Here is a 23143-nt window from a genome sequence, read left to right as displayed (position 1 = left end):
CCGCGTGCGTCTTACATCACGACGTCTGCTGGCACGCTTTTGGGGATGTCACGGCGTGCAGTGACCGCGCAACCGACGGCGGCCAGCATGATGCAGGCAATGGCCAGCCATTGCAGTCCACTAAGATGCTCATCGAGCATCAGCAGGCCCAGCAACGCGGCAACGGCCGGCTCCATGCTCGCCATGATGCCAAAGGCTTCTTGCGGCAGGCGCTTCAATGCCATCATTTCCAAAGAAATTGGAAGTGCGCTGGAGATAGCGGCCACGCCAAGACCAAAAAGCAGAATGTGTGGCTCAAGCAAGGCGCTGCCCGCATGCCAGATGCCAAAGGGCACAACGGCCAAGGCAGCCACGGTCAGCCCCAGCGCCACGGATTGACCTGCGTGCAAATGCCCCACACGCTTGCCAAACACAATGTAAGAACCCCAGCAGACTGCAGCACCCAGCGCATAAAGCACGCCCTCAGGGTCCAAATGTGCTGCACCAGTTCCAAGCGGCAAAAGTAAACCAAGTCCGATGATGGCCAGTGCCAACCAAAGAAAATCAATCAGCTTGCGCGAAGAAAACATGGCCACTGTTAACGGGCCAGAAAACTCGATGGCCACGGCCAAGCCAAACGGGAGGGTGCGCAGTGACAGGTAAAACAGCAAATTCATGAAGCCCAACGCCACGCCATAGCGCAGGATGGAGACCGCATCAACACGCGAGAGCGGCCAGCGCCAGGGTCGCCACAGGGCAAGCAGCAGCAAAGCAGAGAACCCCACCCTCAAAGCAGTGGTGCCAAGCGAGCCTACCTGCGGAAAAAGCTGCTTGGCAAAGGAGGTGCCGATGCCCAGTGCGCTCACTGAGCCCAAGACGGCGAGCAATGGAAAGATGCTTGAATAGCGGTGGAAAGTCATCCTACGAAATTAACCGATATACCAACGATTACTGGGGCATGCGAAGAAAAACTGAGAAATATAAAACACGTCGCTGTGCTGAAGACCAACACGTTGAACGGGCTTCCAACTAAGAAACCCAGCGCGAAGGCTGGGTTTTTCAGAATACATATCAGGGTGAACAAAAGAGCGATGGATACCGCCCTTATCCATCAGCCGCTCTGAGGTGGCCGAAATCCATCACCCCGAAGGTCGCTAATTAGCGGGCCTTTTTAGCTTTAGAGGCAGATGCAACAGCTGCCGCACCTTTTTCCATGACAGAGTCAAGCGTGGTTTCAACAGTCGTTGCAGCTGCTTTCAGGTTCTTGGCTACTGGAGCAAAAGCTTCTGGTGCAGGATGGGCTTTTTCGACAGCATCAACAGTGCTGTGGAACTGGCCCACACTCAAGGAAGTTACTTCTTTCAGGTTCTGTGCAAACATCGCCATGCCAGCTTCGGCAGAAGCCTTCATGATTTCAAAAGCCGCCTGAGGGTCCTTGACGTCCTTGATGGACGCCATGGTTTCAGCAATAACAGCTTGCACTTCTTTAGCCTGATGTTGAGCCAAGTCAGCCCATGCCTTCAAATTTTCCTGCACTGGTTTGACAGCGTCTTGTATTGAAGTGGCGTTGAATTTAGGCGCCGATTCCGACATGGTCTTGGCGATGGCTTCGAAGGGGGTGTTCTTGAACATGAGGTGACCTTTGGTGTAAATGTTGCAGTGCAGCAATTGTAACCAATTTCTCAGCTGGTGTCCCTGCTCACCCTGACCGCATTGGGCAAGTCGCTCCAATTTAGCGCCATTCTTGGTAGTTGAGAGTAACGGCATCAAAACCAGTAACTCGCCGACAAGGTCAGCTACCCAACTTATTTAAGACCACATGCGAGAACAGGTCCTCCCACATTCACACACAAGTTCAGTGTCCAGTCAGCTTGGCCACCACGATGACAAGGGTTCGCATCAAGCGAGGGGTATGGCTGACTGAATTGTCTGAAGAGGCAAAGAACTTGGTTTCAAGAAATTTTTGAGGGCTCGCCAGTCCTTTGCAAAATCACGGGCAACCGGTTCTTTTCACCCTAAAATAACCAGCATCCTGTGTCACAGCCCTGTAGCACATGAGCGAAGAAATTAGACGGGCCTTCCCGCATGGTGAAGCGGCCAACCGGGTCAGGTGGGGAACCAAGCAGCCCTAACTGTAGAGCCAGTGCCGGGGTCAAGGCTCGTCACCCTCATTTTCGCCAATTGCTACATATTATGTAGCATTCCGCGCAGTATATATAAGAGCTAGAGCCCTATATACCATACTAAATTAAGCCCATGCGCTTGGCCTGGTCTGCCAGCTCGGCCCGAAAGTTTGGGTGGGCAATGCCAATCAGTTCGCGCGCGCGCTGCCCGGCCGACTTGCCGCGCAGTTGCGCCACGCCAAACTCTGTCACCACATAGTTGATGTCGTTCTTGCTGGTGCTCACATGGGTGCCTGGCGACAGCACCGGCACGATGCGTGAAATGCTGTCGTTCTTGGCCGTGGATGGCAACACAATGAACGCCTTGCCGCCCTTGGAGCGATTCGCCGCCCGCACAAAATCAGCCTGCCCGCCGGTGCCCGAGTACGGCAAATGCCCCAGACTTTCCGAGCCGCATTGCCCCAGCAAGTCAATTTGCAAGGTGGCATTGATGGCAACCAGGTTGTCATTGAGCCCCGCCAATTCCGGAGCATTGGTGAAATTCACCGGGTGAATTTCGAGTGCCGGGTTACGCTCCATGAACTTGTAGAGTTTGGCCGAGCCCAGCGCGAACGTGGCCACCATCTTGCCCGGCAGGTAGTTTTTACGCTGATTGGTCACGGCACCACTTTCCAGCAGCGTCAGAATGCCGTCACCGATCATCTCGGTGTGAATGCCCAGATCGTGCTTGTGGGTGAGCTGCATCACCACGGCATCCGGAATGCCGCCGTAGCCAATTTGAAGGGTGGACCCGTCATCAATCAGGTCGGCCACATATTTGCCAATGGCCTCCTGCACCGGGCCAATTGTGGGCAGACCCACCTCAAGCACTGCGTCGCTGCTTTCTACCAAGGCCGCCACTTGCGAAATATGTACATGGCAATCGCCAAAGGCAAACGGCACATTGGGATTCACTTCCAGCACCACCGCGCGCGCTTTGGCCACCGCCGCCATGGTGTAGTCGGCACCCAGGCTGAGCGAAAAACAACCTTCTTCGTTCATCGGCGACGCCATGCTGAACACCACATCGGCGGGCATTTGACCGCGCCCGATCAAGCTCGGAATCTCGGAAAAATAGTTGGGGATGAAATCAATCCAACCCGCCTGACCACCAGCCCGGGTAGCAGCTCCATAAAACAGTGCGACGTGGCGTACATGGTCGACGGTTTTCGGGTCAAGGTAGCCAAATTTGCGAATGGCCAGAATCTGCGCCACTTTCACGTCATGCAGGCGCTGGCGCTGCTCGGACAAGGCGCTGAGCAACGCTGGTGGCTCGCCCACACCGGTCGGTACGATGATGAAGTCGCCATCCGTGACCAGAGCCACGGCATCAGCGGCTGACATTTTTTTGTTGGCGTAATCCTGTTGAAATGACATACGGATCTTCCTCAAAGTAGACGATGAATATACCAATGAACCTAAGGCTTTTTGTCACTAATAAATGCGAGCGCACCATGCCCCGCGCCAGCACCGCTGGCCAAACAAGCGGTCAGCAAGTAGCCGCCGGTTGGCGCTTCCCAGTCCAACATCTCACCAGCACAAAACACGCCGGGCAAAGGCTCCAACATCAGTTGCTCGGTCATGCCCTCAAACAGCACGCCCCCGGCGCTACTGATGGCTTCGTCAATCGGGCGGGCTGCCGTCAAGGTCATCGGCAAAGCCTTGATGGCATGTGCCAATTGCACCGAATCATGCATCAGTTCTTTGCTCAACAACTCGTGAAGAATAGCCGCCTTGATGCCTTCAATGTGCAATCGGCTTTTCAGGTGACTTGACAACGAGCGCGAGCCACGCGGGTGCTGCACCTCAGCCAGCACCCGCTCGGGCGACATGTCAGGCAATAGATCAAGATGCAACGTGACAGGGCCATGCGCCGCGATGTCATCACGAAGCAAGCTGGAGGCCGCATAAATCAGGCTGCCCTCGACCCCGGTGGCAGTCGCCACAAACTCGCCCTTGCGGACAAACTTGAGCCCTTGGGCATTGGTGAACGTGATTGCCACCGATTTAAAGGGTTGACCAGCAAAGCGACTGACGAAGTATTCGCTCCAGCCGTTTTGCACATCAAACCCGCAGTTGGCAGGCAGCAGAGGAGCCACTGCCACACCTTTTGCCTGCAACCAGGGCACCCAAGCGCCAGTAGACCCAAGACGCGCCCAACTACCGCCACCCAATGCCAGCACTACGGCATCCGCCTGTACTTGAATCGGGCCTTGTGGGGTTTCGAAGTCCAGCCAAGTGTGGCTCGCAACTTGCCCATCCTGATCGGGCTCTGACGCAGGCTTATGCCAGCCGGTCCAGCAATGGCGCATAAAAAATTGAACCGGTAGACCATTTTTTGGATGCCGCAAACGCGTCAGCCAAGCGCGCAGCAGCGGCGCGGCCTTCATGTCGGTGGGAAAAACACGCCCAGAGCTGCCCACAAACGTCTCAATCCCAAGCGAAGCCGCCCAATCACGCACGCTCGCGGCATCAAACGCATTGAACAGCGCCTCAATCTGATGCCGACGTTGCCCATAACGAGAGGCAAATAGATCGGCAGGCTCTGAATGCGTCAAATTCAACCCGCCTTTGCCAGCCAGCAAGAACTTTCGGCCAATGCTCGGCATGGCGTCAAACAATTGCACTGCCACGCCAGCGCTTGACAAAACCTCGGCGGCCATCAAGCCAGCCGGGCCAGCGCCCACAACGACAACTTTCTTCATCACTGATACCCACATTTCTTTAAAAATAAATTCTGAGCAACAAGCTTGAACCACCGCCCCAACCTGCCAACGTCATCCCGAACTTGGGCGACAACAACCGGGAGGTAATGCGCTATTTCAGTTTCTGTCACAATTTCTCAACTTTATTCTTTTCAAACCTTCTATCTTTAGGAAAAAACCATGGCCAGTGAACTGATCAAACATGTCTCCGATGCATCGTTCGAAGGCGATGTATTGCAAGCTACCGTCCCCGTGTTGGTGGACTACTGGGCAGAATGGTGCGGCCCTTGCAAAATGATTGCACCGATTCTGGACGAAGTATCGACGGCTTATGAAGGCAAATTGCAGATTGCAAAAATGAATGTCGATGAAAATCGCGATGTTCCTGCCAAGTTCGGCATTCGCGGCATCCCCACACTCATGATCTTCAAGAACGGCCAATTGGCCGCCACAAAAGTAGGGGCCATGAGCAAAGCGCAGTTGACCGCCTTCATCGATCAGCAACTGGCTTGATCCTGGTTCTTGCAGGCGCCGCCACGCGTCTGCCTGCCTCACCGTTCTGTGTGAGGTTTTTTTCCTGTCATAATTCGATCCAGTCGCTGGCCCCCATCCAGGGTTAGCACGACTCTTAGGCGCCACGCCATTGCGACTTGAACCATGACAAGTCCAGCTCGCCCACCCCTTCCCCCGGCAGAATTTACACATCCACTGAGTTAATCCATGCATTTAAATGAACTCAAGGCACTGCACGTGTCAGAAGTCCTCAAGCAAGCTGAAGATCTTGAGATTGAAAACACGGGCCGCATGCGCAAACAGGAGTTGATGTTTGCCATCATTAAAAAACGCGCCCGCGCCGGTGAGCAGATTTTTGCCGATGGCGTGCTGGAAATTCTGCCCGATGGTTTCGGGTTTCTGCGCAGCCCTGACACCAGCTACACCGCCAGCACCGACGACATCTACATCAGCCCAAGCCAGGTGCGTCGCTTCAACCTGCACACCGGCGACATGATTGAAGGCGAAGTGCGCACACCCAAGGATGGTGAGCGTTACTTTGCGCTGAACAAGCTTGAGAAAGTGAATGGCGGCGGCCCTGAAGAGAACAAACACAAAGTCATGTTTGAAAACCTAACGCCGCTGTTTCCCAATGTGCAAATGCGCTTGGAGCAAGACATCAAGGGTGAAGAAAACATCACCGGGCGAATCATCGACATCATTGCACCGATTGGCAAAGGCCAACGCGCCCTGATCGTAGCGCAGCCAAAAAGCGGCAAGACGGTGATGATGCAACACATTGCACACGCCATATCAGCCAACTACCCCGACAGTTACCTAATGGTGCTGTTGATAGATGAGCGCCCGGAAGAAGTGACCGAGATGCAGCGCACCGTCAAGGGCGAGGTGATTGCATCAACCTTTGACGAACCCGCCGCTCGCCACGTACACGTGGCTGAAATGGTGATTGAGCGTGCCAAACGCCTGGTCGAGTTAAAAAAAGATGTGGTGATTTTGCTCGACTCCATCACCCGCCTGGCACGCGCATACAACAACGTGGTGCCATCTTCAGGCAAGGTGCTCACCGGTGGCGTCGACTCCAATGCGCTGCAACGGCCAAAACGCTTTTTGGGTGCTGCCCGCAATGTCGAGGAAGGTGGCTCGCTCACAATCATCGCCACAGCGTTGGTAGACACTGGCAGCCGCATGGACGAGGTGATCTTTGAAGAGTTCAAAGGCACGGGTAACTCTGAAATCCACCTAGACCGCCGCCTCTACGAAAAGCGCGTGTTCCCGTCCATCCAACTCAACCGCAGCGGCACACGCCGCGAAGAATTGTTGCTGGCCCCCGATATTCTGCAAAAAACGCGTATATTGCGCCAGTTTTTGTACAACATGGACGAAATCGAGTCCATGGAGATGGTGCTAAAACAAATGCGTGCAACCAAGAACAACAGCGAGTTCTTCGACATGATGCGTCGCGGCGGCTGATCTATAATCACTGGTTTTTAGCGAAAAGTACGACCGGCTTTTAATTGCGCAATGGGTTGCGCAAGGGCTGACGCGGCTAACGCATCTGATGGAGAAATCATGAAAGCAGGCATTCACCCCAACTACCGCGACGTTTGTTTCCTGGACTCGTCCAACGGTTTCAAATTTGTCACACGCTCTTGCGCCAATGCCAAAGAGATGATCAAACTGGAAGACGGCCGCGAAGTGCCACTTTTCAAACTTGATACTTCCAGCGAGTCGCACCCCTTCTACACCGGCACACAAAAATCGGTGGACAACATGGGTGGCCGTGTGGAACGCTTCCGCAATCGCTTCGGCAAAACTGCCGCCAGCTAAGCCATTTAGCGCGCTTTGCCAAAGGCAGCCGGGTCATTCCGCGCTGCCTTTTTCTTTGCGCTGATAAAAATCAATTTCCGTTGCGCTCTTTGAATCAACCTACACCAGCCATCGTCGCTCAAGATGCTGTCAAGCGCTTGCCGCGGCTGGCACTGCTGTTGTTTTGCTTGGCCTATGTGCTGCCTGGCTTTCTGGGACGGGTTCCCTGGAAGCGTGACGACATCACCAGCTTTGGTTATATGGCTGAACTGGCCCGTGGCGGGGTCGACTGGTGGCACCCAACGCTGGGCGGGATGCCTCCTGAAGTCGATGCCCTGCTGCCCTACTGGCTAGGGGCCTGGAGCATTCAGCTGGCGCCTGGCTGGTTTGCACCCGATCTGGCTGCACGCCTGCCCTTTATATTTTTGTTGGTACTGGCAATGGTAGCCACGTGGTACGGCACTTATTACCTGGCCCGCAACCCTTTGGCGCAGCCAGTCGCATTTGCCTTTGGGGGGGAAGCTCGCCCCGCCGATTACGCCCGCGCCATTGCCGATGGCGGTGTGCTGGCCTTCATCGCGTGCCTGGGGCTGGCACAGTTGGCCCATGAAACCACGCCCGCACTCACGCAGTTATGCTTTACTGCGCTCCTCTTCTACGCCACGGCGGCCTTGCCTTATCGCCCATGGGCACCTGGCTTGAGCGCTGCTGTAGGACTGTTTGGCTTAGCGCTGTCGGGCGCACCCTCCATGGCACTGGCTTTGGGGTTGGGCAGCGCCACGCTTTACTTACTCACCCCAAGTTCAGACAACACCAGCACCCAGCAAAAAAGACTCAGGGCAACTGGCCTGGCTGCGCTGTCTATCGGATCTGCGATCATGGCCACCATTTTGAATTTATGGCGTTGGCGCATTGACTTGCCCCAGGCTAATCTGGTTGAGTGGCAAAGCATGGGTCGACTTTTTTTATGGTTTACCTGGCCAGCTTGGCCGCTGGCTATCTGGACGCTCTGGCGCTGGCGTCGACAACTGTTCAGCGCACGCTTCACCGGGCTGCACTTGTGGTTACCTGTCTGGTTTGTGACAGTGGCCAGCGTGGCAACATTAACTACCAGTGCCGCAGATCGCTCGCTGCTGCTGGCCCTGCCCGCCCTGGCTGCCCTGGCCGCATTTGCTCTGCCCACACTTGGGCGCAGCGTCGGCGCTTTGATCGACTGGTTTACATTGATTTTCTTCACTGGCTGCGCACTCGTCATCTGGGTGGTGTGGGTTTCCATGCAGACAGGGTTTCCAGCACAACCCGCAGCCAACGTGGCAAGACTCGCACCAGGATTTACTCACAGTTTTTCAATTGCTACTTTTTTAATAGCTTCTTGCGCAACATTGACATGGGCTTGGCTCGTTAAATGGCGTGTAGGCCGACACCAGGCTGCGATCTGGAAAAGCCTGGTACTGCCTGCTGGTGGCGCTGCCCTGTGTTGGCTGCTGTTGATGACTTTATGGTTGCCCTTGTTGGACTTTGCCCGAAGTTATGCGCCTCTGGTGCGTCAGGCCACGCAGGCCATGCCGGCAAAACCAGGTTGTGTGGCGACGTCAGGTTTAAGTCGCAGCCAAGTCGCGGCCATTGAGTTTCACGGCAGGCTTGAGCTCCAGCCACTCACAGCCAACAGCCCATGCATGTGGCTGATTGCTGACACTGAGTCAGCGGATCCAAACTCAAACTTTGCCCGACGAAAAAACTGGGAATTGCGCAGAACTATTGGGCACCCAGCTGAGCGGAAAGAGTCTCTTGGCTTGTTTGAGCGCCAGCCACAACTACCGGAACAACCCGAGACGGCGGAAACGTCAAGGTAAACACGGAGCCCTTTCCTACGACGCTTTCTATTGTCAGTATGGCGCCATGGCGTTGCGCGACATGTTTGACAATGGCCAGCCCCAGGCCAGTGCCACCCGTTTCACGCGAGCGGCTGCGATCCACACGGTAAAAGCGCTCAGTCAAGCGACCCAGATGCTCAGCGGCAATGCCCGGCCCGGTATCAGCCACAGAAAAGACCAGGCAACCACCTGCCAGTTGGCGAGCTTTCACCGTGATGTGGCCACCCACAGGCGTGTACCTCACCGCATTACTGATCAAGTTGCTCATGGCGCTGAACAATTCACTGGGAACACCCGCCAATTCACCATCAAACTCGCACTTAAATACGAAGTGGTGATCAGTGTCGCCAGCTATCCCAATGACCTGTGACAATGCCAGCGCGTCTGCCTCAAGCTGGCGCATCAATGCAGCCACTGCCACGTGCGTGTCAAACCCTGGCAGCACACTGCCTTCAAGTTTTGACAATGTCAACAAGTCGCTGACCAGGGTTTGCATGCGATCAGCCTGCTGCGCCATGAGCGCCAGGTATTGCTGACGCTCTGACTCGTCCAGATTGAGTGTTTGCAAGGTTTCAACAAACCCCGCCAGCACTGTCAGGGGCGTGCGAATTTCATGCGATACATTTGCAACAAAATCACGTCGCATGGCTTCAGCCTGCTCCAGCGCGGTGACGTCACGGGACAACAGCAGCTTTCGCCCATCGCCGTAGGGGTGAAGTTGTACTGATAAGGTGACAGGGTGTGCCGACGAGCTGTCCCGCCCAGACATGTTCAGACTGCTGTGAAAATCGTTCGAAGCTAGGTAATTGGCAAAACCTGGGTCTCGCACCAGATTGCCAATGGTTTGCAGCATGTCACGCTCGGTGTCTAGCCCAAAATGCGCGGCAGCAGTCTGATTGCACCACTCGATCCGAGAGTCTCCATCAAGCAACATCACCCCGTTGGGCGAGGCTTGCAGCGCTGATAAAAAATCTTTTAACCGGGCCTGACTGTCAATGATTTGACGATCCCGATCGCGGAGCAAGCGTCGCACACGGGTTGCCGCTTCACCCCACACGCCAAAAGTCGGCGCGTTCTCAACAGGTGGGTCATTTCGTAACCAACGCAACATCTGACCGGTACGCCACTGGTCTTGAAGCATCCACAGAACAGCGGCGAGTATCAGTCCAATAGGCAAAGCATGACTGTGGGGCCAAAACACATCGAGCCAGGCACCCAAAACGCCTCCACCTGCGAGGCACGCAACAAACAACAAAAAACGACCAAGCATGCGCGACCTGCTTGCGCCTTATGTCAGTGAAGCCAGGTTGGCTTGAGTGGTCAGACGATAACCTGCTCCGCGGACGGTTTCCACCATCTGCCCAGCGCCAACACCCAAAGCTTCACGAAGCCGCTTGACATGAACGTCTACCGTGCGTTCTTCGATGAACACATGGTCACCCCAGACCTTATCGAGAAGTTGCGAGCGGCTATGAACGCGCTCGGCATGGGTCATCAAGTAGTTCAACAACTTGAACTCGGTTGGGCCAAGCTTCAGCATTTGCCCTTGAAACGTGACCCGGTAGGTGGAAGCATCAAGAGACAGTTCACCCAAGGTCACCAATCCTGCGTCCTGCTCGGGTGCCCGTCTGCGAAGCACTGCGCGAATGCGTGCCAACATTTCTTTGGTTGAAAATGGCTTGGCAATGTAATCGTCTGCGCCAGCATCAAGGCCTGCCACCCTATCGACCTCATCGCCCCGAGCAGTCAGCATGATGATGGGCACGGTCTTGGTTCGCGGATGAGCGCGCCAACGTTTAGCCAGTACCAACCCACTTTCGCCAGGCAGCATCCAGTCCAAAAGAATCACATCCGGCAAAACGGCGTCCAACTCTGCCTGGGCTGTGGCGCTGTCCATGGCCCAAACTGGGCGAAAACCGCTGTGCCGCAAGTTGACCGAAATCAGTTCGGCGATGGCCGGCTCGTCCTCAACAATCAGCACCGTCGGCAGATGTCTCATTTCAGCGCAGACTCAATCTGATCCATCGGTGCATGACGAACATCGGCACCCTTGACGATGTAAATGATCAACTCTGCAATGTTTTTCGCATGGTCGCCAATGCGTTCAATGGCCTTGGCTAGAAACAACAAGTCCAGGCTGGGCGAGATCATGCGCGGATCTTCCATCATGTAAGTGATGAGTTTCCTCACAAAGCCATCAAACTCACGGTCAATCAGGTCATCTTCTTTAAGAATCGCCAGTGCGGCCGTGGTGTCGAGCCGGGCAAATGCGTCAAGCGCTTTGCGCAACAGACCCGAGGCCATGTCAGCGGCCACGCGCAACTCCAACGATGGCAAGGATCGTGGCGCACCACTCTGGATGATAGAGCGCACCATGCGTGCAATTTTTTCGGCCTCATCTCCGACGCGCTCCAAGTTGGCGGTGGCTTTTGAGATGGCAATCAACAGGCGCAAATCGCGCGCCGTTGGTTGACGCCTGGCAATGATGCTGGAGAGCTCCCGGTCAATATCAATTTCCATGCTGTTGACACGCGCTTCGGCAGCAGTGACTTGGTTGGCAACCTCCACGCTGAACTGAGACAAGGCATAGATTGCTTGACGAATTTGCGACTCCACCAAGCCGCCCAGCTCCATCACGCGGGTGGACACGGCACTGAGTTCGCTGTCAAACTGTGTCGATAAATGTTTTTCAGGCATGAGGGATTTCCTTGAAAGAATAAGCGGTCAAAAATGGCTGGCAACGGCAACGTATGTCTTGTTGATTAGCCGAATCTGCCTGTGATGTAGTCTTCTGTCTCTTGCCGATTGGGCTTGAAGAAAATTTGCTCCGTGGCACCAAACTCGATCAAGTCACCCAGATACATGTAAGCGGTGTAATCACTGCAGCGGGCTGCCTGCTGCATGTTGTGAGTCACGATCACCACGGTGTAGTCCTCTTTGAGTTCAATGATGAGCTCTTCAACTTTTGCTGTTGAAATCGGGTCAAGTGCAGAGCACGGCTCATCCAGCAACAACACCTCGGGCTTGATGGCAATGCCACGGGCAATACACAGGCGTTGTTGTTGCCCGCCAGACAAACTGGAGCCACTTTGCTTGAGTTTGTCCTTGACCTCACCCCACAAAGCGGCCTTGCGCAAGGCCCACTCCACGCGTTCTTCCATATCCGAGGCGCTCAGCGACTCGAACAATTTCACGCCGAAAGCAATGTTGTCAAAAATTGACATGGGAAAAGGTGTCGGTTTCTGAAAAACCATGCCAACCTTGGCCCGCAACAGAGCCACATCTTGCTTGCTGGTCAAGAGATTTTCACCGTCCAGAATCACTTCCCCCTGCGCACGTTGCTCAGGGTACAACTCAAACATGCGGTTAAAGACACGCAACAAGGTAGATTTTCCGCAGCCCGACGGACCAATGAATGCAGTCACCTTGTTCTCTGGAATCTCAAGGTTGATGCCCTTGAGCGCGTGGAAATTACCGTAATAGAAGTCAAGATTATTTACCTTGATCTTCGACTGCTCGGTTTTCTCAATGGTATTTGTCGTGTTCATTCGCAACCTTTTCAAATTCAATAGATTTAGATCACATCTTGGTTCGGGTCAACACCCTGGCCAGCACGTTAAGCGCCAACACCGCCAATGTGATCAAGAACACCCCGGCCCAAGCCAACTGTTGCCAGTTTTCATAGGGGCTCATGGCAAATTTAAAGATCGTCACCGGCAAGCTAGCCATGGGCTCACCCAAATTCGAGGTCCAGAACTGGTTGCTCAAAGCTGTGAACAACAAGGGCGCTGTTTCACCCGAAATACGGGCCACAGCAAGCAAGATTCCGGTGACCACCCCGGCTCGGGCACAGCGCATGGTGATGCTCAGAATCACTTTCCACTTGGGAGCACCCAGTGCATATGCGGCTTCACGCAATCCCGGTGGCACCAGTTGCAGCATGTTCTCGGTCGTGCGAATCACCACGGGAATCACAATCAAGGTTAGTGCCGCAATGCCTGCGTAGCCAGAAAATGATTTGAAACGAGTCACCACCACGGAATAAACAAACAAGCCAATCACAATGGAAGGTGCGGACAACAAAATGTCGTTGACAAACCTGGTGGTGGCCGCCAACCAACTTTTTGGCTCGAACTCAGCCAAGTAGATACCTGCCATCACGCCTATTGGCGTGCCCACAAAAGTGGCCAGCAGTACCATCAAGAATGACCCATAGATTGCATTGGCCAAACCACCGGCATCGTTCGGTGCTGGTGTCATTTCAGTCAACACTGACAACGTCAAACCAGCGTAACCAAGGCGAACGGTTTCAAACAATATCCAGAACAGCCAGAACAAGCCAAAGGCCATGGCCAGCAACGATAAAAGCAAAGCCAATTGGTTGACTCGCTTACGCTGTCCGTAGCGCTGCTTACGCACTTCGGACAATGCCGCAGCACGCAACAAAATTTCACTGGTAGTCATGTTTTTGCGCCCTCACCTTTTTTCAATTGATTTAGCAACAATTTGGACAGAGACAACACGACAAAAGTAATAAAAAACAAGACCAGCCCGAGGTACATCAACGAGGCCTGATGCAGTCCCTCGCCAGCCTCGGCAAACTCATTGGCCAACGCCGAGGTAATGCTGTTTGCTGCCTGAAACAAACTCAACGAATCAAGCTGGTTGAAATTACCGATTACAAAAGTGACCGCCATGGTTTCGCCAATGGCGCGCCCCAGGCCCAGCATGATGCCGCCAACAACCCCAGCCTTTGTATATGGCAACACCACTGTAGACACCACCTCCCAGGTGGTGGCTCCCAAACCATAAGCGGACTCTTTGAGCAGCGTAGGGGTTACCTCAAACACATCGCGCATCACCGCCGCAATGAACGGAATGATCATGATGGCCAAAATGATGCCGGCCGACAAAATACCTATGCCTACGGGCGGGCCTGAGAACAAGGCCTCAAGATATGGCACACCTTTGAACGCTTTCTGCAACGGCTGCTGAACGTAAGTGGCCAGAATTGGACCAAATACCAGCAAACCCCACATGCCATACACAATTGAAGGAATGGCCGCCAACAATTCGATGGCAGTCCCCAATGGGCGCTTCAACCATGCGGGCGACAACTCGGTCAAAAATATGGCGATGCCAAAACTGACCGGAACCGCAATCAGCAAAGCGATAAATGAAGTCATCAGGGTGCCGTAGATCATCACCAGGCCACCAAACTCCTCCTTCACCGGATCCCAGGTGGCCGTGGTCAGAAAACCCAAGCCATACCTCTCAATGGCGGGCCAGGCACCCGCCGTCAAAGAGGCCAGAATGGCAATCAACAACCCCAAGGTCAACAACGCTGCACTCTTGGCAAGCCAAGCGAAAACGCGGTCAGCCCAGGGGCGTGAAGGGGTATGTTTGACAGGAGCAACTTGGGTCATGACACGGCCAGCAGAAGTTTCAGATGAATTCAAAGACATTTCTTTGGCCGAAAGTGTAGTAGACATAGCAAGCTTCTCCAATGATCAAACGAGGCCCTAGCAGGCTACTTATTTCAAAGCGACAGGTTTGCCAGCGGTGTCCTTGACGTTAGACCAAGACTTTTCAATGGAGGCAATCACGCTGTCTGGCAGAGCTACATAGTCAAGACTGGACGCCAATTTGTCGCCACTCTTGAATGCCCATGTGAAGAACTTGAAGGCTTCTGTGGCCTGTGCAGGCTTGTCTTGCTGCAAGTGCATCAAGATGAACGTTGCAGTAGAAATAGGCCATGTAGCCTTGCCTGGCTGGTTAACGATGAGCTGGTAGAACGACTTGTTCCAGTCAGCACCGGCAGCAGCGGCCTTGAAAGCGTCTTCGCTAGGAGACACAAACACGCCATCCTTGTTTTTCAACTGGGTGTAGGTCATGTTGTTTTGCTTGACATAGGAGTACTCGACGTAGCCGATCGAGTTAGGCAAACGATTGACAAACGAGGCCACGCCTTCGTTACCCTTGCCACCTGCACCCACCGGCCAGTTCACGGCAGTACCTTCACCCACCTTGGTTTTCCATTCAGGATGGACTGTGCTCAGGTAGTTGGTGAAGTTGAAGGTGGTACCCGAACCGTCAGCGCGGCGAACCGGCGCAATGTCTGCATCCGGCAATGCAAGGCCGGGGTTCAAGGCCTTAATGGCTACATCATTCCACTTGGTGATCTTGCCCAGGTAGATGTCACCCAGAACCTGACCGTCAAGCTTCATTTGACCCGGTGCAATGCCCTTGATATTGATCACTGGAACAGTACCACCAATCACGGTAGGAAACTGAAACTGGCCCTTGGCTTTAAGCACATCGTCGGTTTGCGGCATGTCTGATGCACCAAAGTCAACTGTTTTGGAATCAATTTGTTTGATGCCAGCACCTGAACCCACGGATTGGTAATTCACCTTGACACCGGTGAGCTTGTTGTATTCAGCCGCCCACTTCGCGTAAATCGGAGCCGGAAAAGAAGCACCCGCGCCAGTAATGCTTTGGGCACTGGCCACATTGCTCATTGTTGCTACACCAAAAAACGCCAACGCTGTGGTGGCCAAAATGTTTTTGATCGGGTTTGTTTTCATAAAAATCCTTCAGTTGGTTACACCTTGCAGAACCGTTATTGATTCAACATGCCGTAATTTAAGACACTAATGTGTCAAATGTGTGACAACCGCGATAGACGGCGTTAAATACCGAGGCGATGGCGAAGAAAAATTTGTCACACTCACAAATTCGCTTCAAGTGCCTCAGCGTCTCCGGCTTTTGCTGATTCAAATGCTATGCTGACACCATTGATGACATCGAAAAAGACCATGCAAAACACCACACGCCTGGCTGCAGTTGACTTGGGGTCAAACAGCTTCCGGCTAGAAATTGGACGTGTTGAACACGGCCAGTTTTACCGCACCGAGTACCTCAAGGAAACCGTTCGCCAAGGCAATGGCCTTGACGACAGCCGCAACCTCACCTTACCAGCCATGCAGCGCGGCTGGGACTGCCTGGCACGATTTGGCGAGCGCCTGGCAGGGTTTGCCGACACTGAAGTGCGAGCCGTTGCCACGCAAACCTTACGTGAAGCACGTAACCGCGACGAGTTTTTGGCGCAGGGAATGAAAAATCTGGGGTTTCCGATTGATGTGATATCGGGCCGTGAAGAAGCACGATTGATCTACCAGGGCGTGGCACAAGCTTTGCCGAACATCCCGGAGCGCCGTTTGGTCATTGACATTGGCGGACGCTCAACCGAGATCATACTGGGTCAAGGACATGAGTCCAGACACATGGAGTCTTATCGGGTAGGCAGCGTCACTTGGTCCATGCGCTATTTTGCAGACAACCAGTTCTCCAAGCGCTCTTTTCAGATTGCTGAAATTGCTGCCAAAGCAGTGCTTGACGAAGCGTTGGCAATTTACACGCCAGACCAATGGGAGGTGGCCTACGGCTCGGCTGGCACCATCAATGCTGTGATGGATGTTCTGGTAGCTGCTGGATGGCCTGCAGGCTCTGTCACTCAGGATGGGCTGGACTGGTTGCTGGACAAGCTCCTGGTCGCGCAAACTATTGATCGATTGAAGCTGGCGGGTATGCGGGAAGACCGCAAAGCCATCATTGGCGGTGGTTTAAGCGTGCTTCGGGCATTGTTTGAATTGCTCGGTATCAAGCGCTTGGAACAGGCCACCGGCGGCTTGCGCCACGGCCTTTTGCAAGACATGTTGGGCAGTGCGCAACACGCCTCTGATCTGCGCGACCATTCCGTCCAGCGTTTAGCCGCCAAATTTGGTGCTGACCCGACCCATGGTCACCGCGTGGGGCGGGTTGCCAATGAACTCTTCAAGCATATTGCGCCCGAGGCTATCGATGAGCGAGCGACTCGAAAACTTACCTGGGCTGCCCAACTGCACGAGATTGGCAGCCATATTTCTCACAGCGACAGCCACAAACACGGCGCATATATTCTCGACAACACTGATGCCATGGGCTTCGCCCTGACTGAGTTGCATAAACTGAGCCTGCTGGTGCTTGGGCATCGAGGCAAGCTGCGCAAGCTTGAGGCCGATTTTGAAGACAACATGCTAATTCAACAGTTGTTGGTGTTGCGCATGGCTGTTGCTTTGTGCCATGCCAGACGTGACCCAGACCTCAAAGGTATTACGCTGCGCCGTGATGTCAAAAATGCCCGCCATTTCACGTTGAGTTTATCCAATGAATGGGCCAAAGCGTTCCCCCAATCGGCCTACCTATTGAACGAGGAAAGTGTTGCTTGGCAAAAAACGCCCTGGTCACTGGATGTCAGCGTCGGTTAACTACAAGGTGTCAGGTGATTGGACGGCAAATAACACAGTTTGCCCAAAGTCACCGCGTTGGCGATACCGAAGCCACCACACGGAACCCTTTTTTACAGGCAATTCACCCGCGCTGATGCCCAACAACCGTGCAATCAGGTGGCCCAGCATGGGCTGATGCCCTACCAGCAAGAAAGGGCTCTTGGCATTCGGCCAGCCGATTAATTCAATGATTTGATCCACTGACCCATCTGGTGCAAGTTCCTTGCGCACCTTGCAGGGCCGTCCCAAGGCGCTGGCCGTCTGTTGTGTGCGTACCGTCGGACTTGTCCATACGCGGGTGGTTTGGGGCAACTGCCGATCCAGCCAATGGGCCATCCGATTTGCCTGTTTCTCGCCTCTGGGAGTCAACTTGCGAAAGCTGTCTTGCGCCGGGTCATCACACTCAACTGCCTCCGCGTGCCGCCATAACATCAGGTCCATCTGCATCCCCTTTGTGGTGAATGATCGCCCCCTATGCTTCTTCAATCAGGGAAACGCCGTCTCGTCAGCTACCCTGGAAGCCTAGACTTTTGGTTTGTCGCTGTGGGACACCTCGTAACCATCGGCCACATAGGCCGGACCCTTCATCAGCCAGACAATCACGCAACCAATGGCCACCGTCAATGCCGCTGACCAGATGAAAATGGCCAAACCAATCATGACGAAGTCGAAGGTTTGAATTTTTTGGGTAATTTCTTCAGCCGTACCCTGACTAAAAAGCCAACGCCCCAGCCAAGCCAAACCCGCAGGCAACACAGTTCCCGCAAGCAACACACTCGGTATCATTCGCAGCAAACGCAACTCAAACCCGTACGGGGTGCGCTGAAATCCGGGGAGTTTGGTGAGCCAGTTCATGGGCGCATTTTAGGCACCGCCAACATCAGGTGATAGATCAAGGGTTTGTTTTGGGCTTCTGTCCGCCACAGCGGGGCCATTAAAGCCACTTTTGCATAAACTGAGCGTGCCCCATGGTCGGGCTCAACTGGTAGTTGTCAAAACCGACGCGTCGATAGAGCTTTTGCGCAGATACATTGCCTGCAAGCACTTCCAATGTCAGTTTGCAGGCACCACGCAAACGAGCCAAGGCTTCAACTTCTGCCAGCATGTACTCGCCCACCCGCTTGCCACGGTGCGAAGCAGCCACCACAACGTCATGCACATTCACCAGTGGCTGGCAGGCAAAAGTCGAGAAGCCTTCAACACAGTTGATCAGCCCCACCGGGACATCATTTTGTGCCTCATCAAAGGCCAGCACACTGAACAGAAAAGGCCGCGCCCGCAACGCAACAGGTAAGTTCTCGCGTGCAAATTCAGACAACGGTTCAGCACCGCCCATGGGGTCGCGTGCGTAACCGTCAAGCAAGGCCATTAGGGCGCTGATGTGATTGGCATCAGCGTAATCTGCCTGGAAAATTCGTAAATTAGTTTGCATTCAAGACCTGCCTTTAACCGCTGATGGTTTTGGCAATGCGCTGAGCGCAGGCTTTGGCTTGGGCGCCGTCTCGGGCTTCCACCATGACGCGTACCAAGGGCTCAGTGCCACTGGCGCGAATCAGCACCCGTCCAGCTTGCCCGAGTTCATCTTCAACGGCTCGGGTTTCAGCCTCCAGATTGACGCTGAGCTTCCAGTCCTGGCCTGGTTGCAAGCGAATGTTGATCAAGGTTTGGGGGAACAGGGTAAGTTCGCTGAGCAAATCGGCCAGACTCTTGCCACTGCGGACACTGGTTTGCAATACTTGCAGGGCAGAAATCAGGCCATCACCCGTGGTGTGCTTGTCCAGCGCCAGCAAGTGGCCAGAGCCCTCGCCACCCAACAACCACTGGTTCTTTTCAAGTTCTTCGAGCACATAACGGTCGCCGACCTTGGCACGCACAAACTGTACACCACGCGCCTTTATGGCTACTTCAACGGCCATGTTGGTCATCAAAGTGCCCACCACGCCCGGCACGGGTTCATTTCTGCGCAAGCGGTCATCCACCATCAGGTAAAGCAATTCATCGCCATTGAACAAGCGCCCATTGGCATCCACCACCTGGAGCCGATCGGCATCACCGTCAAGCGCCACACCCAGATCAGCACGGTGTTTTTTTACCGCTTCAATCAAAGCCTCTGGATGGGTGGCGCCAACCCCCTTGTTGATGTTCAGGCCATCTGGCGAACAGCCGATGGCAATCACCTCAGCGCCCAACTCATGAAACACCTTGGGTGCGATGTTGTAAGCCGCGCCATTGGCAGCATCAACCACAATGCGCAAGCCTTTGAGCGTCAGGTTGTTTGCAAACGTGCTCTTGCAAAACTCGATGTAGCGGCCAGCGGCATCCTCAAGGCGGCGAGATCGGCCCAGATTGGCAGAGTTCACCCACACGGGCGGCTCAGCCACCATCGCCTCCACATCAAGTTCCCAAACATCAGGTAACTTGGTGCCTTGGGCGCTGAAAAACTTGATGCCATTGTCGTCAAACGGGTTGTGGCTGGCACTGATGACGACGCCCAACGATGCCCGTTGTGCACGCGTCAGGTAAGCAACGCCGGGGGTCGGCAAGGGACCCAACAACACCACGTCAACCCCGGCTGAATTGAAACCGCTTTCAAGCGCGCTCTCCAGCATGTAACCAGAAATGCGCGTGTCTTTGCCAATTAACACCGTAGGCTTTGACTCAGTGCGTTTGAGAACGCGGCCCACTGCATGCGCCAGCTTGAGTGCAAAGTCCGCCGTAATGGGGGACTGACCCACGGTGCCGCGAATGCCGTCTGTCCCAAAATATTGCCTTGTCATTGTTGTTCCTTCACCTGATGATTGACCGAAGGCCAATTATCGTATGGCCGCAAGGACCCGAAGTGCTTGAGCAGTTTCCTTCACGTCGTGCACCCGCAGCACCGATGCACCACGCTCAGCCGCCAGCAGCGCAGCTGCAAGACTGGGTGCCAGACGCTCCTTTGCAGACAACCCATTGTCTTGTTCGGCACGCCCCCCCATACCTGCCAACGACGATTTTCGCGACCACCCTGCCAGCAAAGGGTAGCCTGCTTTGAGCAGTTCAGTCTGGCGTGCCAACAAAGCAAAGTTTTGCGCCACGGTCTTACCGAAACCTATGCCAGGGTCCAATAAAATTCTAGTATTTTCGACCCCTAGCCCTTTTAAATCTTGCGCAGCACGCTCCAAAAATAGGAGCACCTGGGACACCACATCACCTTGCATGGGTTGCAGCTGCATGGTCTGCGGCTGCAGATGCATGTGCATCAGGCAGACACCACAGGCCCGGTGGGCCGCAATTACCTGAGCCGCACTCAAATCATCTAACGGATCAAGCCACCGCAGGGCCCATATGTCATTGATGATGTCTGCACCCAAGTCCAGCACCACCTGCATCACCCGCGGCTTGTAGGTATCCACCGACACGGGCACGCCCAAACTCACCGCGGCACGTACCACGGGGAGAATTCGCGCAAGTTCTTCCTCTTGGCCAAGCGGCTGTGCACCGGGTCGGGTGGATTCCCCGCCGATATCCAGAATATCGGCACCATCCAAAATAAGTTGCTCGCAGCGGCGAATAGCAGTCACCCCAGAGTCATGTTTGCCACCGTCCGAAAAGGAATCCGGCGTGACATTCACGATGCCCATGACTTTGGGTTGGTTCAAATCAATCTGGAAACGGCTGGTTTGCCAAAACATCCTCATCCCTTCATTTGCTATTTGCAACCAAACCGGCCGCTGCACGAACTAAAAAAAACGGGGCCTAAGCCCCGTTTGGTATTGTGTCGCAAGCTTAAGCCGCGTGAGGCGCAGCGTCAGGTTTGACAGCCGGGGTTCCACCGCTGTTGCTGTCTGAGCTGGCCGGAGGAATACGCGGTGACCAATCTTTGGGAGGACGCGGTGGCTTGCCAGCCATGATGTCATCAAGCTGATCGCTGTCAATCGTTTCCCACTCAAGCAGGGCTTTGGCCATGGCGTGCATGTTGTCACTGTGCTCCTCGATCAGGCGGCGAGCCAGAGCGTATTGCTCGTCAATGATGCGGCGCACCTCGGCATCCACCTTTTGCATGGTTTCTTCACTCATGTTGGTGGTTTTTGTGACCGAACGACCCAAAAACACCTCACCCTCATTTTCCGCATAAACCATTGGGCCCAACGCCGCCGTCATGCCATAACGCATGACCATGTCACGGGCGATCTGGGTGGCACGCTCAAAATCGTTGCTGGCACCCGTGGTCATCTGATTCATGAACACCTCTTCCGCGATACGGCCACCAAACAGCATGCTGATTTGACTAAGCATGTAGTCTTTATCGTAGCTATAGCGATCTTGCGCAGGCAAGCTCATGGTGACCCCCAGGGCGCGGCCACGCGGAATGATGGTGACCTTGTGCACCGGGTCGCATTTGGGCAGCAGCTTGCCGATCAGGGCATGACCTGACTCGTGGTAGGCCGTGTTGCGGCGCTCCCCCTCAGGCATCACCATGCTCTTGCGTTCCGGGCCCATCAGGATCTTGTCCTTGGCCTTCTCAAAATCCTGCATTTCCACCGTGCGGGCATTGCGGCGCGCAGCCATCAAGGCAGCTTCGTTACACAGGTTGGCCAAGTCCGCACCGCTCATGCCGGGGGTGCCACGGGCGATCACAGCTGCGTTCACGTCCTGGCTCAACGGCACTTTGCGCATGTGGACATTCAGAATCTGCTCACGACCACGAATATCTGGCAGCGTCACATACACCTGGCGGTCAAAACGACCTGGACGCAACAATGCAGCATCCAGAATGTCAGGGCGGTTGGTCGCAGCCACCACAATCACGCCCACATTGGTTTCAAAGCCATCCATCTCGACCAGCATTTGATTAAGCGTTTGTTCACGCTCGTCATTGCCACCGCCCAAACCGGCACCACGCTGACGCCCCACTGCGTCAATTTCGTCAATGAAAATGATGCAAGGCGCATTTTTCTTGGCGTTGTCGAACATGTCGCGCACACGTGATGCGCCCACACCGACAAACATTTCAACAAAATCCGAGCCGGAAATGCTGAAGAACGGCACCTTGGCCTCGCCAGCAATCGATTTGGCCAACAAGGTTTTACCGGTGCCCGGCGGGCCAACCAGCAGCAGGCCACGTGGTATGCGGCCACCGAGCTTCTGGAACTTGGCGGGGTCTTTCAAAAAGTCGACGACTTCCTTGACCTCTTCCTTGGCTTCGTCGCAACCAGCCACGTCAGCAAATGTCACCGTGTTGGTGTTTTCATCCAGCAGACGCGCCTTGCTTTTGCCAAAACTGAACGCACCGCCTTTGCCGCCACCCTGCATCTGGCGCATGAAATACACCCAGACGCCAATCAACAGCAGCATGGGCCCCCAACTCACCAGCAAGGTCATCAACAGCGAGCCTTCTTCACGGGGACGCACGTCAAATTTGACATCATTGGCAATCAAATCACCGACCAAGCCACGGTCAAGGTAAGTGGCAGTGGTGCGCACTTTGCGGTCATCGCTGGTCACTGCCAAGATCTCGGTACCGCCTTGACCCTCCTGAATGATGGCGCTCTTGATCCGGTTGCCGCGCACTTCCTCAAGAAAGTCGGAGTAGCCCAAATAACCGGCACCAGCAGCAGGGCGGGTGTCAAATTGCTTGAAGACGGTGAATAGCACCATCGCAATCACCAACCAGACCGCAATTTTCGAAAACCATGGATTGTTCAAGCGAAACTCCAGTAAATATCGGCAGAAAAAGCCGAACGAGACACTTTGTAAGGCGCAATTTTAGGCTCTTCAACCCACTCCATTGC

22 protein-coding genes and 1 other RNA gene are annotated in these 23143 nt (G+C 54.5%); 6 read left to right on the top strand and 17 right to left on the bottom strand.

The window, feature by feature from the left end; all coding sequences use genetic code 11:
- Nucleotides 1–11: 11 nt before the first annotated feature.
- A complete protein-coding gene (locus PHQ58_RS17145) occupies nucleotides 12–899 on the bottom strand; it encodes a DMT family transporter (RefSeq protein WP_300113197.1) in 888 nt (295 codons plus the stop codon).
- 238 nt (nucleotides 900–1137) lie between these two features.
- Nucleotides 1138–1611 carry a hypothetical protein gene (locus PHQ58_RS17140; RefSeq protein WP_300113195.1) on the bottom strand — a complete coding sequence of 158 codons (474 nt, stop codon included), beginning with the start codon at nucleotides 1609–1611 and terminating at the stop codon, nucleotides 1138–1140.
- Between the two features lie 438 nt (nucleotides 1612–2049).
- On the opposite strand from PHQ58_RS17140, the gene ffs reads away from it, so the two are divergent.
- Nucleotides 2050–2146, top strand: an RNA gene (ffs, locus tag PHQ58_RS17135) — signal recognition particle sRNA small type.
- Nucleotides 2147–2222: 76 nt separating this feature from the next.
- Here ffs and PHQ58_RS17130 read toward each other — a convergent pair.
- Together PHQ58_RS17130 and PHQ58_RS17125 are read right to left on the bottom strand one after the other, a co-directional pair.
- A complete protein-coding gene (locus tag PHQ58_RS17130; RefSeq protein ID WP_300113191.1) occupies nucleotides 2223–3518 on the bottom strand; it encodes an acetyl-CoA hydrolase/transferase C-terminal domain-containing protein in 1296 nt (431 codons plus the stop codon).
- Between the two features lie 41 nt (nucleotides 3519–3559).
- Nucleotides 3560–4846, bottom strand: a complete 1287-nt coding sequence (locus PHQ58_RS17125; protein WP_300113188.1) for a TIGR03862 family flavoprotein — start codon at nucleotides 4844–4846, stop codon at nucleotides 3560–3562.
- 180 nt (nucleotides 4847–5026) lie between these two features.
- Here PHQ58_RS17125 and trxA point away from each other — a divergent pair, with 180 nt between their 5' ends.
- From trxA to PHQ58_RS17105, 4 genes are all read left to right on the top strand, one after another.
- Nucleotides 5027–5359, top strand: coding sequence for a thioredoxin TrxA (gene trxA, locus PHQ58_RS17120; protein WP_300113185.1), 333 nt, complete (start codon nucleotides 5027–5029; stop codon nucleotides 5357–5359).
- A gap of 207 nt (nucleotides 5360–5566) precedes the next feature.
- On the top strand, nucleotides 5567–6829 hold the full coding sequence (gene rho, locus PHQ58_RS17115) for a transcription termination factor Rho (protein WP_300113183.1): 1263 nt from the start codon (nucleotides 5567–5569) through the stop codon (nucleotides 6827–6829).
- 99 nt (nucleotides 6830–6928) lie between these two features.
- Nucleotides 6929–7186: a type B 50S ribosomal protein L31 gene (locus tag PHQ58_RS17110; protein WP_300113180.1), complete on the top strand. Its 258-nt coding sequence runs from the start codon at nucleotides 6929–6931 to the stop codon at nucleotides 7184–7186.
- Nucleotides 7187–7275: 89 nt separating this feature from the next.
- Nucleotides 7276–9018, top strand: coding sequence for a hypothetical protein (locus PHQ58_RS17105; RefSeq protein WP_300113177.1), 1743 nt, complete (start codon nucleotides 7276–7278; stop codon nucleotides 9016–9018).
- Here PHQ58_RS17105 and phoR read toward each other — a convergent pair.
- The 7 genes from phoR to pstS all read right to left on the bottom strand — a co-directional run bounded on the left by phoR (nucleotide 8921) and on the right by pstS (nucleotide 15626).
- Nucleotides 8921–10180: a phosphate regulon sensor histidine kinase PhoR gene (gene phoR, locus PHQ58_RS17100; protein ID WP_367187339.1), complete on the bottom strand. Its 1260-nt coding sequence runs from the start codon at nucleotides 10178–10180 to the stop codon at nucleotides 8921–8923. The genes PHQ58_RS17105 and phoR overlap by 98 nt on opposite strands.
- A gap of 147 nt (nucleotides 10181–10327) precedes the next feature.
- Nucleotides 10328–11038, bottom strand: coding sequence for a phosphate regulon transcriptional regulator PhoB (phoB, locus tag PHQ58_RS17095; RefSeq protein ID WP_300113172.1), 711 nt, complete (start codon nucleotides 11036–11038; stop codon nucleotides 10328–10330).
- The gene (gene phoU, locus PHQ58_RS17090; protein WP_300113169.1) at nucleotides 11035–11736 is read right to left on the bottom strand and encodes a phosphate signaling complex protein PhoU; all 702 of its coding nucleotides are present in this window, start codon (nucleotides 11734–11736) and stop codon (nucleotides 11035–11037) included. The genes phoB and phoU overlap by 4 nt, the downstream gene beginning before the upstream one ends.
- Before the next feature lie 65 nt (nucleotides 11737–11801).
- Nucleotides 11802–12587 (bottom strand): phosphate ABC transporter ATP-binding protein PstB, encoded by a 786-nt coding sequence (pstB, locus tag PHQ58_RS17085; RefSeq protein WP_300113166.1) that lies wholly within the window; start codon nucleotides 12585–12587, stop codon nucleotides 11802–11804.
- Between the two features lie 31 nt (nucleotides 12588–12618).
- Nucleotides 12619–13503, bottom strand: a complete 885-nt coding sequence (pstA, locus tag PHQ58_RS17080) for a phosphate ABC transporter permease PstA (protein ID WP_300113163.1) — start codon at nucleotides 13501–13503, stop codon at nucleotides 12619–12621.
- The gene (gene pstC, locus PHQ58_RS17075; protein WP_300113288.1) at nucleotides 13500–14465 is read right to left on the bottom strand and encodes a phosphate ABC transporter permease subunit PstC; all 966 of its coding nucleotides are present in this window, start codon (nucleotides 14463–14465) and stop codon (nucleotides 13500–13502) included. Before pstC ends, pstA begins: the two co-directional genes overlap by 4 nt.
- 108 nt (nucleotides 14466–14573) lie before the next feature.
- Entirely contained in the window at nucleotides 14574–15626 is a 1053-nt protein-coding gene (pstS, locus tag PHQ58_RS17070; RefSeq protein ID WP_300113160.1) for a phosphate ABC transporter substrate-binding protein PstS, read from the bottom strand.
- A gap of 231 nt (nucleotides 15627–15857) precedes the next feature.
- On the opposite strand from pstS, the gene PHQ58_RS17065 reads away from it, so the two are divergent.
- Entirely contained in the window at nucleotides 15858–17348 is a 1491-nt protein-coding gene (locus PHQ58_RS17065) for a Ppx/GppA phosphatase family protein (protein WP_300113157.1), read from the top strand.
- On the opposite strand, the gene PHQ58_RS17060 is transcribed toward PHQ58_RS17065, so the two are convergent.
- The 6 genes from PHQ58_RS17060 to ftsH form a co-directional block, all read right to left on the bottom strand.
- Nucleotides 17349–17810, bottom strand: coding sequence for a histidine phosphatase family protein (locus PHQ58_RS17060; protein WP_300113154.1), 462 nt, complete (start codon nucleotides 17808–17810; stop codon nucleotides 17349–17351). It abuts the gene before it with no gap.
- Between the two features lie 81 nt (nucleotides 17811–17891).
- Nucleotides 17892–18224 carry a hypothetical protein gene (locus PHQ58_RS17055; protein WP_300113152.1) on the bottom strand — a complete coding sequence of 111 codons (333 nt, stop codon included), beginning with the start codon at nucleotides 18222–18224 and terminating at the stop codon, nucleotides 17892–17894.
- 79 nt (nucleotides 18225–18303) lie between these two features.
- Complete coding sequence (locus PHQ58_RS17050; protein ID WP_300113150.1) at nucleotides 18304–18801, bottom strand: N-acetyltransferase; 498 nt, start codon at nucleotides 18799–18801, stop codon at nucleotides 18304–18306.
- A 13-nt stretch (nucleotides 18802–18814) separates the two neighbouring features.
- The gene (glmM, locus tag PHQ58_RS17045) at nucleotides 18815–20146 is read right to left on the bottom strand and encodes a phosphoglucosamine mutase (RefSeq protein ID WP_300113147.1); all 1332 of its coding nucleotides are present in this window, start codon (nucleotides 20144–20146) and stop codon (nucleotides 18815–18817) included.
- A gap of 36 nt (nucleotides 20147–20182) precedes the next feature.
- Complete coding sequence (gene folP, locus PHQ58_RS17040) at nucleotides 20183–21043, bottom strand: dihydropteroate synthase (protein ID WP_300113144.1); 861 nt, start codon at nucleotides 21041–21043, stop codon at nucleotides 20183–20185.
- Between the two features lie 94 nt (nucleotides 21044–21137).
- The gene (gene ftsH / locus PHQ58_RS17035) at nucleotides 21138–23057 is read right to left on the bottom strand and encodes an ATP-dependent zinc metalloprotease FtsH (RefSeq protein ID WP_300113141.1); all 1920 of its coding nucleotides are present in this window, start codon (nucleotides 23055–23057) and stop codon (nucleotides 21138–21140) included.
- Nucleotides 23058–23143: the final 86 nt, after the last annotated feature.

Origin of the sequence: Rhodoferax sp., assembly GCF_028688795.1 — a bacterium.
Taxonomy (GTDB): domain Bacteria; phylum Pseudomonadota; class Gammaproteobacteria; order Burkholderiales; family Burkholderiaceae_C; genus Rhodoferax.
This window is presented reverse-complemented; position numbering and strand designations above follow the sequence as displayed.